General features: G+C 57.9%; 13 protein-coding genes and 1 pseudogene. 5 read left to right on the top strand and 9 right to left on the bottom strand.

Annotation, left to right across the window (positions count from 1 at the left end; all coding sequences use genetic code 11):
• The first annotated feature begins 38 nt into the window (after positions 1-38).
• The 5 genes and pseudogenes from ccrA (at position 39) to AC2FHW_RS06175 (ending at position 5,450) form a co-directional block, all read left to right on the top strand.
• On the top strand, positions 39-1,325 hold the full coding sequence (gene ccrA, locus AC2FHW_RS06155; protein ID WP_142635517.1) for a crotonyl-CoA carboxylase/reductase: 1,287 nt from the start codon (positions 39-41) through the stop codon (positions 1,323-1,325).
• 367 nt (positions 1,326-1,692) lie between these two features.
• On the top strand, positions 1,693-2,412 hold the full coding sequence (locus AC2FHW_RS06160; RefSeq protein WP_142635521.1) for a helix-turn-helix transcriptional regulator: 720 nt from the start codon (positions 1,693-1,695) through the stop codon (positions 2,410-2,412).
• An 82-nt stretch (positions 2,413-2,494) separates the two neighbouring features.
• Positions 2,495-3,133, top strand: a complete 639-nt coding sequence (locus AC2FHW_RS06165; protein WP_496676560.1) for an acyl-homoserine-lactone synthase — start codon at positions 2,495-2,497, stop codon at positions 3,131-3,133.
• Positions 3,134-3,194: 61 nt separating this feature from the next.
• On the top strand, positions 3,195-4,727 hold the full coding sequence (locus tag AC2FHW_RS06170; RefSeq protein WP_496821614.1) for an ATP-dependent DNA helicase: 1,533 nt from the start codon (positions 3,195-3,197) through the stop codon (positions 4,725-4,727).
• Positions 4,724-5,450, top strand: a pseudogene (locus AC2FHW_RS06175) (SDR family oxidoreductase). The gene AC2FHW_RS06170 and the pseudogene AC2FHW_RS06175 overlap by 4 nt, the downstream one beginning before the upstream one ends.
• A 4-nt stretch (positions 5,451-5,454) precedes the next feature.
• Here AC2FHW_RS06175 and AC2FHW_RS06180 read toward each other — a convergent pair.
• The 9 genes from AC2FHW_RS06180 to AC2FHW_RS06220 all read right to left on the bottom strand — a co-directional run bounded on the left by AC2FHW_RS06180 (position 5,455) and on the right by AC2FHW_RS06220 (position 13,897).
• Positions 5,455-6,222 (bottom strand): TIGR02186 family protein, encoded by a 768-nt coding sequence (locus tag AC2FHW_RS06180; RefSeq protein WP_142635529.1) that lies wholly within the window; start codon positions 6,220-6,222, stop codon positions 5,455-5,457.
• A gap of 2 nt (positions 6,223-6,224) precedes the next feature.
• Positions 6,225-7,145 (bottom strand): sulfite exporter TauE/SafE family protein, encoded by a 921-nt coding sequence (locus AC2FHW_RS06185; RefSeq protein ID WP_142635531.1) that lies wholly within the window; start codon positions 7,143-7,145, stop codon positions 6,225-6,227.
• Positions 7,146-7,501: 356 nt separating this feature from the next.
• Entirely contained in the window at positions 7,502-8,470 is a 969-nt protein-coding gene (locus AC2FHW_RS06190) for an ABC transporter permease (RefSeq protein WP_142635533.1), read from the bottom strand.
• A 3-nt stretch (positions 8,471-8,473) separates the two neighbouring features.
• On the bottom strand, positions 8,474-9,565 hold the full coding sequence (locus AC2FHW_RS06195; RefSeq protein WP_271948399.1) for an ABC transporter permease: 1,092 nt from the start codon (positions 9,563-9,565) through the stop codon (positions 8,474-8,476).
• A gap of 1 nt (position 9,566) precedes the next feature.
• The gene (locus tag AC2FHW_RS06200) at positions 9,567-11,096 is read right to left on the bottom strand and encodes an ABC transporter ATP-binding protein (RefSeq protein ID WP_496821616.1); all 1,530 of its coding nucleotides are present in this window, start codon (positions 11,094-11,096) and stop codon (positions 9,567-9,569) included.
• Between the two features lie 92 nt (positions 11,097-11,188).
• Complete coding sequence (locus AC2FHW_RS06205) at positions 11,189-12,187, bottom strand: BMP family lipoprotein (protein WP_142635539.1); 999 nt, start codon at positions 12,185-12,187, stop codon at positions 11,189-11,191.
• Positions 12,188-12,346: 159 nt separating this feature from the next.
• Positions 12,347-12,760: a GNAT family N-acetyltransferase gene (locus tag AC2FHW_RS06210; protein ID WP_496821617.1), complete on the bottom strand. Its 414-nt coding sequence runs from the start codon at positions 12,758-12,760 to the stop codon at positions 12,347-12,349.
• Positions 12,757-13,344 (bottom strand): tRNA (adenosine(37)-N6)-threonylcarbamoyltransferase complex dimerization subunit type 1 TsaB, encoded by a 588-nt coding sequence (gene tsaB, locus AC2FHW_RS06215; RefSeq protein WP_271948392.1) that lies wholly within the window; start codon positions 13,342-13,344, stop codon positions 12,757-12,759. The genes AC2FHW_RS06210 and tsaB overlap by 4 nt, the downstream gene beginning before the upstream one ends.
• Complete coding sequence (locus tag AC2FHW_RS06220; RefSeq protein ID WP_271948391.1) at positions 13,334-13,897, bottom strand: NifU family protein; 564 nt, start codon at positions 13,895-13,897, stop codon at positions 13,334-13,336. The genes tsaB and AC2FHW_RS06220 overlap by 11 nt, the downstream gene beginning before the upstream one ends.
• Between the last annotated feature and the right edge of the window lie 13 nt (positions 13,898-13,910).

Raw genomic sequence — 13,910 nt, forward strand, 5'->3', positions numbered from 1 at the left:
CATCGCGGCAAACAGGAATGAGAAATAAGGAGGCCAACATGGCTCTGGACACCGACAGCGGTATCGCAACTTACGACGCGCCGGAAAAAGACCTCTATGAAATGGGTGAAATCCCTCCGATGGGGTTTGTGCCTAAGAAAATGTATGCATGGGCAATCCGTAAGGAACGCCACGGGGAACCGGATACTGCGATGGTCCAGGAAGTCGTGGACGTACCAGAACTGGACAGCCACGAGGTGTTGGTTCTGGTGATGGCGGCGGGCGTTAACTATAACGGCGTCTGGGCATCCCTGGGCAAGCCGATCTCGCCCTTTGACGGCCACAAAGCCCCGTATCATATCGCCGGTTCTGACGCTTCGGGGATCGTATGGGCCGTGGGTTCGAAAGTAACGCGCTGGAAAGTGGGCGACGAGGTTGTCATTCACTGCAACCAGGACGATGGCGACGACGAACATTGTAATGGTGGCGATCCGATGTATTCGGACAGCCAGCGGATCTGGGGTTATGAAACGCCGGATGGGTCTTTTGCACAGTTCACCAATGTTCAAGCCCAGCAGTTGATGCCGCGCCCCAAGCACCTGACCTGGGAAGAAAGCGCTTGCTATACTCTGACGCTGGCGACCGCGTATCGGATGCTGTTCGGGCACGAGCCGCATGACCTGAAGCCGGGCCAGAACGTTCTGGTCTGGGGTGCCTCGGGCGGCCTTGGCTCTTATGCGATCCAGCTGATCAATACCGCAGGCGCCAACGCAATCGGCGTGATCTCGGACGAAAGCAAGCGTGACTTTGTCATGGGTCTGGGCGCCAAGGGCGTGCTGAATCGCAAAGACTTTAACTGCTGGGGTCAGTTGCCCACAGTAAACACACCGGAATATGCGGACTGGTTCAAAGAGGCGCGCAAATTCGGCAAGGCGATCTGGGAAATCACCGGCAAAGGCAAGAATGTCGACATGGTGTTTGAACATCCCGGCGAAAGCACATTTCCGGTGTCGACCTTTGTCGTGAAAAAAGGTGGTATGGTTGTGATCTGCGCCGGTACCACCGGCTATAACCTGACTTTCGACGTTCGCTATATGTGGATGCATCAGAAACGTCTGCAAGGTTCGCATTTTGCGCATCTCAAGCAGGCTGCTGCCGCGAACCAACTGATGGTCGAACGCCGTCTGGATCCCTGCATGTCCGAAGTGTTTGCCTGGGGTGAATTGCCCGACGCGCATATGAAGATGATGCGGAATGAGCATAAACCAGGCAACATGTCGGTTCTGGTTCAGGCGCCGCAGACGGGCTTGCGCACGCTTGAAGAGGTTCTAGACGCAAAAGGCTGAGCCCCCCAAAAAAAATAGAATATTAGCACCCGCGAATCGCATCGAGCGAGCGCGGGTGTATCTATTTCGAGGCATAAGGAAATAATTACAGTGGGTTACAGAATCGTGACCCGCTAGTTTTGGGGAGTAGAAACCAGTGAATAGGCTTAAAATCATCTCACATGTTACGGTTGTGTTAACCCTTCGTTAACCGTTTCGGAGTGACTTTAGATGGCGCATAATGAGTGGATACTGGACGTTTTGTCGGACCTCAACGCCTTCGCTGTTGAAAACGGTTTGACCGCACTTGCCGAGCAGCTTGATGATACCAAGTTGATCGCAGCGGCCGAGATTGCGTCCATGCAAGATAAGGCACAGGCGCCCGCGAATGGGAACACAACTCGACATGAGTCAGGTCCTAGAGGACTTGGAAAGCACCAACACGCTTGACGAGTTGGGCGATGTAGCCGTTCGATTGCGCGACCGGCTGCAGGTTGAACATCTTATCTATCATTGGGTTGATGGTGCCGGGGATCAATACGGCTATACAACTTACCCGGACGCTTGGGCCGAGCGATACCGGGAGCGGAATTATCACCGCATAGATCCAGTGATCCTGGGGTGTTTCCAACGGTTCCACCCGGTTGACTGGAAATTTCTGGACTGGTCTGGAAAAGTGGCGAAAGCCTTTTTGCAGGATGCCCTTGAACATGGGGTTGGCAATCAGGGTTATTCGATCCCCATCCGGGGGCCGAACGGCCAGTTTGCCTTATTCACAGTGAATCACTCATGTGATGATGAGAAATGGAAGTCCTTCATCGAGGCCCATGGCCGCGAGCTGATTTTGATCGCGCATTACTTTAACCGAAAGGCTCTGGAGTTCGAAACCGACAGGCAGCCGGATACGACCCGAGGCCTGTCGCCTCGTGAGACGGATGCCATGACCTTGCTGGCGCTTGGATACAGCCGGGCACAAGTCGCGCACTCACTGTCAATCTCGGAACATACGCTGCGTGTCTATATTGAAAGTGCGCGTGCCAAGCTTGGGGCGCAGAACACAACCCATGCCATCGCAACAGCACTCAGCCGTGGATTAATAGTGGTTTAACAAGCGCGCGCGCCAAAAACGGGAAATTAACCACGACTTTGTACCCCCTTCGTTCCTGCACAGGACGAAAAGGGGAAAAGTCATGTTGCGCTATTTGTTTGCCGACGAACTACATAAGTTTCCGAATTTGGCCCAAGGGATGTTCCGGGATCGAGCGGATCAGTTCAAAACACGTCTGGGCTGGGATGTTCACGTGGACGAAAAAGGAGAAGAGCGGGATCAGTATGATGACCTGAATCCGCTCTATGTCATCTGGGAAGAAGAGGATGGCAGCCATGGGGGGTCGATGCGGGTATTGCCGACGACAGGACCTGTCATGGTGAATGAGGTGTTTGGGCACCTGACAGGGGGTAAGCCGGTCCACAGCCCGCTGATCTGGGAAGTAACGCGGTTCTGCCTGTCCCGAACGGCCAGCGCCCATACTGCCGGTGCCATCATGCTGAGCGGCGGCGAAATCATGGAAGGGTTCGGGCTGACCCATATTGCTGGCGTCTTTGATGCGCGCATGATTCGGATCTACCGTCTGATCGGATCGTCTCCAGTCGTTCTGGGGTCACAAGGGAAAGGGCGTGATCAGATTTCGGTTGGGCTCTGGCCCTATTCGTCCGAGGATTGCAATCGGGTGGCTGAACGGGCGGGCATCCCACGTGAGCTGTCCAGGATGTGGTTCAAAGCCGCGTTCGGCACTGTCCGGCAACACCGGTTTGCCCTGTCCGCCTGACGGGGTCTGAAAGCCAATTCCATATCTGGCGATAGCTGGCGTGGCCCTGTAGGGTCGCGCCATGTCTATACCCACAGTCACCTTTTCCGACGATCAAGCCGCCGCCTATGACAGCATTTCCGAGATGCTGAAATCTGCTGGTGTGGACCTGGATGATGATGCCCTGCTGAAAATGCCCGGCAATGGCGAATCCGGGGTGATGGCCGTGATCGGCAAGGCGGGTTCAGGGAAAACGCTACTGCTGGCAGAGCTTTACAAAGCATTGGCTGACGCGGGTCTTCAGATCGTTTCCGGTGATTTCGAAAGCCGCAAAGCGCGCGAGAAACGCAGCTTGGCCATTCTTGCGCCAACGAACAAGGCCGCCAGTGTTTTGCGCCTGCGGGGTGTGCCTGCGACCACGATCCACCGCATCCTCTATACGCCGGTTTATGACCCGGAATATGAACGCATTGCCGAATGGCTGGCGGGCAACGATGAACGCCCCGAGGTTGAAGGGCTGACTGACGAAGCCCTGGACCGGGCGGCTGCTTTTTATCAGAACAACAAGTCTATCCCCGGCGCGCTGGCCGTTGCGGGCCTGCGTGGGTCCGACTTTATCACCGGCTGGAAACGTCGGGAGGAGCCGCTGGACATAGGCTTTGTAGATGAGGCCTCGATGCTGGATGACCGGCAGTTCGAAGACCTGAAAGAGATCTTCCCGACCCTGTTGCTGTTTGGCGACCCGGCGCAGCTGGCCCCGGTCAATCAGTCTGGCAGCATGGTATTTGAGACGCTACCCGAGCCGCGAAAGCAGGTATTGCACAGGGTCCACAGGCAGACGGCAGACAACCCGATCCTGGACCTCGCGCATGCGCTGGCCGACCCTCAGATGGGGTTTGAGGATTTTGAACGGCTCGTCGAACAGACCGCCCGACAGGATCACCGTGTTGTTTGGGGGCAGCGTGTTGAAGTTGACCTGATGGCCCGCAGCCCGGTTCTGGTCTGGCGAAATGCCACCCGAATTCGCTTGATTCAGGCCTTCCGCAATGTTCACGCGGCACCCGACACCGAGCTTCTGGCGGGAGAGCCGCTGATTTGCGATGGAATCGAACTGCCGCTGAAGCACCGCAAGAAAAGGCTGGATCTTGAGGCGCGCGGGCTAATCAAGGGTGCTCAGGTCATCTATCTGGGGCCAGGACGAAAACCGGGGTTTTCGCGCCTGCATGTGATGGGGGCCGAGGATCCGCAGGTCAGCGCAGCGTCGATTGTCAAAATCGAAATGCCTGATGAGGAAGAACCGTTTATTCCATTTGCTGCGCGTATGGGGGCAACCTTTTTGCATGGCGCAGCAGTGACCATTCACAAGGCGCAGGGGTCGCAGTGGGACACGGTACAGGTGTTTGCGCCGGATATATATGCGGCTGCCCGGATGGGGCGAACCGAGGCTGGGCAACCTTTGTGGAAACGTCTGGCTTATGTTGCGATCACGCGGGCGCAAGAAAGGTTGATTTGGGTGGTGCGCAACAGGCTGGCCAAGCCCACTTATCCGCTGCGCGTGGATGATTTGCGCGCGGCTCCGGCGGCGACGCTGACCCTGGAGGCGGAAGAGATATGAAATCCATCATCATCACAGGCGCCAGTTCAGGCATCGGACGGGCAACTGCCGAGCTGTTTTTGGCCGAGGGCTGGGCGGTTGGGCTGCTGGCGCGCAGCGCGGATGTGCTGAACGAATTGGCTGAAAGGCACAAGAATGCGATCCCCCTGGTGACCGATGTTACCGACCCCACCGCTGTTTCGGGTGCTTTCGAGACATTCCAGAATGAGGCGGGACGTCTTGACGTATTATTCAATAATGCCGGAATCTTTGCCCCCGGCGGCACGATAGACGAAATCCAGTTGGAGGATTGGTACCAGAGCGTCAGCGTGAACCTGAACGGGATGTTCCTAAGCGCGCGCGGCCTTTCGCATTATGCGGCATCAGGCCCCTCAAGGGGGAAGGATCATCAATAACGGTTCGATCGCCGCGCATGTACCGCGTCCGAATTCGGTCCATTACACCGCTACGAAACACGCGATAACAGGCCTGACACGCAGCCTATCACTGGACGGGCGCGCCTTTGGTATCGCATGTGGTCAAATCGATATTGGCAACGCGCGAACACAGATGGTGCAAAACCTGGTTGAAAACGCCATCGCGGGAGGGCAGCAGCCCGACCCGACGATGGCTGTTGACGATGCCGCACGTTCTGTACTGCACATGGCGTCTTTGCCTGCAGAGGCAAACGTCCAGTTCATGACCGTCATGGCCACTACGATGCCCTATATCGGGCGTGGATAGGGCTTTAGTTCTCGCGCAATAGTCGGAAGGCTGTGGACGCTCCCCAACCCGCCGCGATGGCAATGACCAAAGACATCAGGCCATACCAGACCGGCTGCTGACGGGACATGTTGTAGAGGAACCGTTCCAGCCCGACCTTCCGCACGTCGATTGTGGTCTCGAACTGGGAAACAACCTCTCGGCCGCGGGTCAGGTATATGCGCGCGAAATAGGCGCCTTCGGTCAAATCGGCTGGCATGTCGATTGAGGTTCGGAACAATGTCTGCTCGTCCACCGCAACCGTATTTTCGCGGATAGAATACAGGCCCTCATCCTCACGGATGCGAACGACGGCCTCGGCAAAATTCTGCGCGCCCCGGATATTCATCGCGGCACCCACTGACCGAATGGCCCGTTCAATCGAGATCCTGTACCGCAAGTCTTCTGTATCTGACAGGATTTCTGTAAGGGGAGCGCTGGTGGCAACCGCATAAAAACTGGGCGCAAGGTCGACCAGGACGCTGTCGGTGTTGACCCAGATACCCAGCCTGCGTTCTTTTCGCCGGACCGTCACTGGGCTCGAGGGGCCTGCAACGGCCACGATAACTTGAAGCGGTGGGCCGGAAGGGATCGGCGTTTCACGTTTCACGGCACCGAAAATAAGAATTTCCGAGCCATCGAAATTCGCCGTGATGGCAACCCGGTCTTGGCTTAGGCCAAGCACGACCTGTTCCTCCTCGGCGATGGCCGGGGTGACACAGAGGGCGAGTAGCAGGATCAACCGTCTCAGCATGATCAGTGCCCCCCTGCAACGCCGAGCGAATAGAGCTCGGAGGGTTCCAGAAGCAGATCCAGCGCCAGTTTGCCACAAACCACCAAGACCAGTGCAGCCAGCAATACGCGCAGCTGCTCGGCAGGCATTCGTGCGCCGATCACCGTTCCGATCTGCGCCCCGATCACGCCGCCGACCAGCAACAACACAGCCAGAACAATGTCGACTGTGTAGTTGGTTGTCGCGTGCAGCATCGTGGTGAACGCTGTTACGAAAATAATCTGGAACAGGGAGGTGCCGACAACGACTTTGGTGGGCATTCCCAGCAGGTAAATCATGGCAGGAACCATGATAAAGCCGCCTCCGACACCCATGATCGCAGAAAGGATACCTACGCTAAGCCCGACCAGGACGGGGGGGATGACCGAGATATAGAGGCCCGATGTACGGAACCGCATTTTGAACGGCATCGCGTGAATCCAGCCGCGCTGACGACGTGCAACAGGGGCGGCGGTGCCCTTTTTGGATTTACGCAGCGCGTTCAGGCTTTCGATGAACATCAAGCTGCCGACGACGCCCAGAAAGACCACGTAACACAGGGTTACGAGCAAATCGACTTGTCCGAGGCTTTTGAGATAGTTGAAGATCACCACCCCGAACGCAGCACCGATCAGTCCCCCGACCAGCAATACCGTGCCCATCTTCAGGTCGACCGTCTTTCGGCGGAAATGGGCCAGAACCCCAGAAAAGGACGAGGCGACAATCTGGTTCGCTTCGGTGGCTACGGCAACTGCTGGTGGGATGCCAATGAAAAACAACAGCGGGGTCATCAGAAACCCGCCGCCGACCCCGAACATCCCTGACAGGATGCCGACCATGCCGCCCAACCCCAGCAGCAGAAAGGCGTTTACGGAAACTTCAGCGATAGGAAGGTAAATTTGCATGAGGTACTAGTAATTAGGGCCAGCTGCGTCGCGCAATGTGACACATTCGACTTCTGGAATTTGTGAAAGGGTTCGTATCTGACGCGCAGAATCACGCCCTTGGCGAGGCAGGGTAAAGCAGGGCTGGCGGCTTGGACCAGTCTGAAACTGTGCATCCGCAAAAGGCGTTTTGACAGGGAGTATCCCCTTAGACCAAGCGCAAGACCTAGCATCCGGCACCCCGGCGAGAAACTCTCTCAAATCAGCTGTCACTGGAAACACATCCATGCCCCTTTAGAGCCGTTGCGGCATGTAAAATCAACTCTACATGCCGCCATGCAGCGAACAGGACTGACGTGTGTTTCAAACTGGACCTATTACCGCTCTTTTACATAGGGTTCGCCACCGGCTTTCGGTGGAACGGCCTTGCCGACAAAGCCGGCCAAAATGACGACGGTCAGGATATATGGCAGCGCATCCATGACCTGCACAGGAATCACCACGCCACCCAGGTCAATATTTTGGAACCGCAACGCAACGGCTTGCAACAGTCCGAACAGCAGGCAAGCCCACATCGCGTGCCATGGCCGCCATTTTGCAAAGATCAGCGCCGCTAGCGCGATGAACCCGCGACCGGCAGTCATTTCCTTGACGAATCCAGCTTGCAGGGCCGTGGCCAGATAGGCACCGGCAATGCCGCACAGCACGCCACAGATCGCTACAGCCGCAAAACGCAGCCCAACGACAGAAACCCCGGCCGTATCCACAGCGGCTGGGTTTTCACCCACCGCGCGCAGGCGCAGGCCAAAGCGGGTGCGGTACAAAACCCACCAGGTTGTCGGGACCAGAAGGAAAGACACATAGACCAGGATCGAATGGCCGGACAGCAGCTCGGAATAGATTGGCCCAAGAAATGGGACATCACTCACCGCATCCGCAAAAGGGAAGGTGATCGGTTCAAAGCGCCCTCCGCCGAACAGCGAGGGGGTACGCCCGCCCTGTTTGAACCAGCTTTGCGCGATCAGGACCGTCAGCCCAGAGGCCAGAAAGTTGATGGCGACGCCTGAAATCAGCTGGTTGCCCCGAAAGGTGATCGAGGCCACCCCATGCAGGGCGGACAGAACAAGAGAGGCCGCGATCCCGGCCAGCAATCCCAGCCAGACCGATCCGGTCACGGCGGCGACGGCGGCAGAAAAGAACGCCGCGATCAGCATCTTGCCCTCAAGCCCGATGTCGAAAATACCGGCGCGTTCGGAGTACAGACCGGCCAGACAGGCCAGCAACAGCGGCGTAGCCAGGCGGACGGTCGAATCGAGGACCTGGATGAGGGTAACGAAAGTATCCATCGTTTAGCCCTCCTTCCGCATGGCAAGGAACAGCTTTTCCAGCGGCATGCGGACCATGTTGTCCAGCGCGCCGGTGAACAGGATCACCAGGGCCTGAATGACCACGATAAGCTCGCGCGGGATCGACGTCCACAGCGCCAGCTCGGCCCCGCCCTGATAGAGGAAACCAAACAGCAGCGCCGCCAGAAACACGCCAAACGGATGGGACCGGCCCATCAGCGCCACGGCGATACCGATAAAGCCAGCGCCCTCGGTCGAGTTCAGAACCAGCCGCTCTGCCTCACCCATCACGTTATTCGTGGCCATCAGACCAGCCAGCGCGCCCGAGATCAGCATGGCGATGATGGTGATCCGAACCGGAGAAATACCGGCATAGACGGCACCGGTTTCCGAATGCCCATAGGCGCGGATCTCATAGCCCAGCCGGGTGCGCCAGATCAGCGCCCAAACGATCACACAGGCCAGGACAGCAACAAAGAATGAGATATTGGCAGGTGCGCCACGGAATACGACGTTTTCAGCGGTCGAGAACATCGACTGGAACGTCGGCAGATGCACCGCCTCGGGGAAGCGTGCAGTTGCCGGGTCTTGCGAGCCCTGCGGGCGCATGACGTTGACCAGCATATAGTTCAGCAAGGCAGCAGCGATGAAGTTGAACATGATCGTGGTGATCACGATATGGCTGCCGCGTTTGGCCTGCAGATAGGCCGGAATGGCCGCCCAAGCGGCCCCGAACATCATCGATGCGGCACAGGCGGCCAGCAAGGCGATGCTCCAATGCGGCCAGTCGATGTAAAGGCACACCACGGCCACGCCAAGCCCGCCCAGCATCGCCTGACCTTCGCCACCGATGTTGAACAGCCGTGCGTGAAAGGCGACCGCCACAGCGAGTCCGGTGAACATGAAATTCGTGGCGTAATACAGCGTATAGCCCCAGCCATAGGTCGATCCCAGCGCGCCGGTGACCATCAGGTTCACCGCTTCGATCGGGTTTTCGCCAATGGCGAGGATGACCAGCGCCGACAGGATTGCGGCCAGAAGCAGACTGATCACCGGGATCAGAACAACATCGGCCCATTTGGGCATTTTTTCCATGTTACGCTGCCTCTCCCGCAACACCGGCCATCAACAGGCCAAGTTCTTTTTCATCAGTTTCATGGGGCAGGCGTTCGCCCATGATATGTCCGTCAAACATGACAGCGATTCGATCCGACAGCGAGAATATCTCTTCCAGCTCGACCGAGACCAGCAGGATCGCCTTGCCCTGGTCGCGCAGATCGACGATCTGTTTGTGAATGAATTCGATCGCCCCGATATCCACGCCTCGGGTCGGCTGACCGACCAACAGCAGGTCCGGGTTACGTTCGATTTCACGCGCGACGACGATCTTCTGCTGATTGCCGCCCGAAAAGCTTTTGGCCGACAGCCAGGGGTTCGGCGGGCGCACATCGAATTTTTCGATCTTGGCTTCGGTATCGGCGCGCAGGGCGGCGTTATCCATGAAGAGGCCACGTTTATAGGCCGGGTCACGGTGATAGCCGAAGGCCACGTTCTCCCAGGCGTGGAAATCCATGATCAGGCCTTCGCGCTGGCGGTCTTCGGGCACATGCGCAATGTGCTGCGCGCGCCGCGCCTGGCCATCTGACCCCGCCCCGCTGAGCGCAAGCGGCGTACCGTTCAGTTTGATCTGGCCCTGGCCCGGGCGCATCCCGCCCAGAACCTCTAGCAGTTCGGATTGGCCATTGCCGGCGACGCCTGCGATGCCCACGATCTCACCAGCGCGCACGTTCAAGTCGATGCCTTTGACACGCTCGACGCCCGCGCTGTCGAAAACACGCAGGTTTTCAATCTCGAGGATGGGCTTACCGGGCTGCGCCGGAACCTTGTCGACCTGCAGCAGAACCTTGCGGCCCACCATCAGCTCGGCCAGTTCTTCGGGGCTGGTCTCGGCGGTTTTCACGGTGGCCGTCATTTGCCCGCGGCGCATGACCGACACGGTGTCGGTGTTTTCCATGATCTCGCGCAGTTTGTGGGTGATCACGATGATCGTCTTCCCCTCAGCCCGCAGCCGGTCGAGGATGCGGAACAGCTGATCCGCCTCAGATGGGGTCAGCACGCCGGTTGGTTCGTCCAGAATCAGGATCTCGGCCTTGCGATACAGCGCCTTGAGGATCTCGACCCGCTGCTGCATCCCCACACCGATCTCGTCGATCCGTTTGTCGGGATCCACGAACAGCTCGTATTCTTCTTCCAGCTCTTTCAACTCTTTGCGGGCCTTGGTCAGGGACGGGGCCAATAGCCCGCCATCCTCGGCGCCCAGCACGATGTTTTCCAGAACGGTGAAATTCTCGACCAGTTTGAAATGCTGAAACACCATCCCGATGCCCGAGGCGATCGCGGCCTGGCTGTCAGGGATTTCGGTCTTTTGACCGTTGATCCAAATCTCACCTTTGTCGGCTTTGTAAAAGCCGTAGAGAATGCTCATCAGCGTGGATTTGCCCGCACCGTTTTCACCGATGATCCCATGGATCGTACCGGGGGCGACGCTGATGGAAATGTCTTTGTTGGCCTGAACCGGCCCAAAGGATTTGGATATCCCTTTGAGCTCAATGGCGGGGACGGTCATGTCTTGTCCTCAGTTGCCGAAAGGACTGCCCGGTCATCCCGGTGCAGCAAAGTGGAATCGGGCCGGGAGCATCACCCCCGACCCGCGCGATATCAGAACTGCAGTGCTGGGCAGCTGTCGTTCTCGTAATAGCTGACAACTGAAACATTGCCGTCGATGATGTCCTGACGGGCTTTGTCGACTGCTGCTTTCATATCATCCGAAACCAGCGGAGCGTTGTTGTCGTCGATCGCATAGCCAACGCCGTCTTCGGCCAGACCCATGATATATACGCCGGTCTCAACGTTCTCGCCTGCGCTCATCGCCTCATAAACAGCGACGTCCACGCGCTTTAGCATCGAGGTCAGAACTTTGCCCGGGTGCAGGTGGTTCTGGTTGCTGTCGACACCGATTGACAGGATGCCTTCGTCAGCAGCGGTTTGCAGAACACCAACACCGGTGCCGCCAGCTGCGGCATAGACCACGTCGGCACCCTGGCTGATTTGTGCCTTTGTCAGTTCCGAGCCCTTAACCGGGTCGTTCCATGCCGCAGGCGTTGTGCCGGTCATGTTGGCAACCACGTTGATATCGGGGTTCACCGCCTTGGCACCCTGAGCATAGCCGCAGCCAAAGTGACGGATCAGCGGAACATCCATGCCGCCGATGAAGCCAACGGTTCCGGATTCGGACGCCATCGCAGCCATCATACCAACCAGATACGAGCCTTCGTGTTCAGCGAAACCAACCTGACGCAGGTTGGGCGCGTCCAGCCAGGTTACGTCGACAACAACGAATTTCGTGTCCGGATAGTCGGCAACAACCGCGCTGAGCGGGTCAGCCATACCGAAACCCATGGTGATGATCGGGTTCGAGCCTGCTTCGGCAAAGCGGCGCAGGGCCTGTTCGCGCTGCGCTTCGGACTGCATTTCGATCTCGCGGTAGGTGCCGCCCGTTTCTTCCGCCCAGCGTGAGGCGCCGTTGTGCGCGGCTTCGTTGAACGATTTGTCGAACTTGCCGCCCAGATCAAAGATCAGTGCCGGTTCGGCCAGTGCGGCACCCGCTGTCAGTGCAACCGCCGCTGCGGCGCCCATCAAGGATTTCATCAGGGTCATTTGTTACTCCCGTTTGTTTTTTTCGGTCGGAGCCAAGATAGCCCCGTTTACCCACTGTTAGCGAGCATAACCGTTGTGATGGCGGGAATTAAGGCCGTTTGCAACCGCCGCGGTCAACAGATTTTTGACCATTTGGTCCAATAAAATTCGCGGCCTGTCTCAGGTTAAATTGCATTCCATGACGATGGCATCAATTTTCTGATTATTTTCAACCGTATAGTAATTCTTGCGCGTGCCGCACACACGATACCCGCAATGCTTGTAAAGTGTAATCGCGGGCTGGTTGGCGATGGAAACATCCAGAATCGCCCGGATAGCGCCCAGTTTTTTGGCAGCCGCGTGCCATTCGACCATACGTTTCCTAGCCAGTCCCTGCCGCTGAACTGTGGGATGGGTGGCAATCGTCAGCAGTTCGGCTTCGTCTGCAATTACCTGGAAAAGGGCAAAGGACTGGGCATCACCTACGATATGGGTAAAGCGATTCTGCAGCAGCTCTGCAAACTCTGTGGCGGTCCAGGGGCGCGCTTGCGTAAAAGCCGCCGCATGGGTATCGGCTAGGTCTTCCGGGGTCATCCGTCCAGCAACATCGGCGGTTGATCCTTGGAGGGCGCCGCGTCTGCGGGGCGTATGTACAGGGGGGCCGGTGCCTCGGTCGTAGTCTGCCATCTTTGCGCTGCCACGCGGGCAATAGCGCAGACCTGAGCCTTTGGGTTGTCGTTGAACATCAGCGTACCCAGCGATTCTGCCTGATCAAGCTGGATCAGTGCCGGTTCCATATCAGGCTGCGAAACATAGACCTGATCTCTGGGCGCGCGAATTGCGGGCAACGCATCGCTGTCCAGGACAGCAAGCGCGTCAAAGCCCGATACGCCAATGGCCGGTATACCCAGACCTAAGGCCAGACCCCGCGCGGCCGAGACCGAGATGCGTATTCCGGTGAAATTACCGGGGCCTATTCCAACGCCGATCGCTGACAGGTCGCGCCATGAGCATTGTTCTGATGACAGCACCTCTTCGAGCAGCGGCATCAGACGTTCGGCTTGTCCCCGCGACATGGGCTCGACACAAGACGCCACAATCCGGTCACCGCGCAACAAAGCGGCCGCGCAATGCGCGGCCGATGTGTCAAACGCCAGAATGATAGGATCAGACGGCAACAGGGCGAACCTCGGTCACTTCGGGAATGTAATGACGCAGTAGGTTTTCGATCCCCATCTTCAATGTCAGTGTCGAGGATGGGCAGCCTGCACAGGCCCCTTGCATATGCAGGTAGACAACGCCGCGGTCAAAACCGTGAAACGTGATGTCGCCCCCGTCCTGCGCGACTGCCGGGCGCACCCGGCTGTCCAGCAGGTCTTTAATCTGATTGACCACTTCGGCGTCCTCACCGCTGTGTTCAGCATGGCCCGAACCCGCATTGGCATCCGCGCCCATGATCGGCTGGCCGGACTGGTAATGCTCCATCACCGCGCCCAGAATGGCGGGTTTGATGTGATCCCACTGGACGTCGTCCGCTTTGGTCACGGTTACGAAGTCATTGCCGAAAAACACTCCGGTCACGCCACTTACAGCAAAAATGCGGTTGGCCAGCGGCGATTTCTCTGCAGCCTCAGCCGATGGGAAATCCGCAGTGCCCGCTTCCAGCACGGTCTGGCCGGGCAGGAATTTCAGGGTTGCAGGGTTCGGTGTGGATTCGGTCTGGATGAACATGGCGCGGCTCCGT

This window comes from Ruegeria sp. YTSA108 (genome assembly GCF_059610185.1).

Coding starts and splice junctions, on each gene's coding strand:
- AC2FHW_RS06165 (WP_496676560.1), top strand. CDS start 2,495: ATGTTGCGCTATTTGTTTGCCGACGAACTACATAAGTTTCCGAATTTG.
- AC2FHW_RS06170 (WP_496821614.1), top strand. CDS start 3,195: ATGTCTATACCCACAGTCACCTTTTCCGACGATCAAGCCGCCGCCTAT.
- AC2FHW_RS06205 (WP_142635539.1), bottom strand. CDS start 12,187: ATGACCCTGATGAAATCCTTGATGGGCGCCGCAGCGGCGGTTGCACTG.
- AC2FHW_RS06210 (WP_496821617.1), bottom strand. CDS start 12,760: ATGACCCCGGAAGACCTAGCCGATACCCATGCGGCGGCTTTTACGCAA.
- AC2FHW_RS06190 (WP_142635533.1), bottom strand. CDS start 8,470: ATGGATACTTTCGTTACCCTCATCCAGGTCCTCGATTCGACCGTCCGC.
- AC2FHW_RS06180 (WP_142635529.1), bottom strand. CDS start 6,222: ATGCTGAGACGGTTGATCCTGCTACTCGCCCTCTGTGTCACCCCGGCC.
- AC2FHW_RS06185 (WP_142635531.1), bottom strand. CDS start 7,145: ATGCAAATTTACCTTCCTATCGCTGAAGTTTCCGTAAACGCCTTTCTG.
- AC2FHW_RS06220 (WP_271948391.1), bottom strand. CDS start 13,897: ATGTTCATCCAGACCGAATCCACACCGAACCCTGCAACCCTGAAATTC.
- AC2FHW_RS06200 (WP_496821616.1), bottom strand. CDS start 11,096: ATGACCGTCCCCGCCATTGAGCTCAAAGGGATATCCAAATCCTTTGGG.
- AC2FHW_RS06195 (WP_271948399.1), bottom strand. CDS start 9,565: ATGGAAAAAATGCCCAAATGGGCCGATGTTGTTCTGATCCCGGTGATC.
- ccrA (WP_142635517.1), top strand. CDS start 39: ATGGCTCTGGACACCGACAGCGGTATCGCAACTTACGACGCGCCGGAA.
- AC2FHW_RS06160 (WP_142635521.1), top strand. CDS start 1,693: ATGGGAACACAACTCGACATGAGTCAGGTCCTAGAGGACTTGGAAAGC.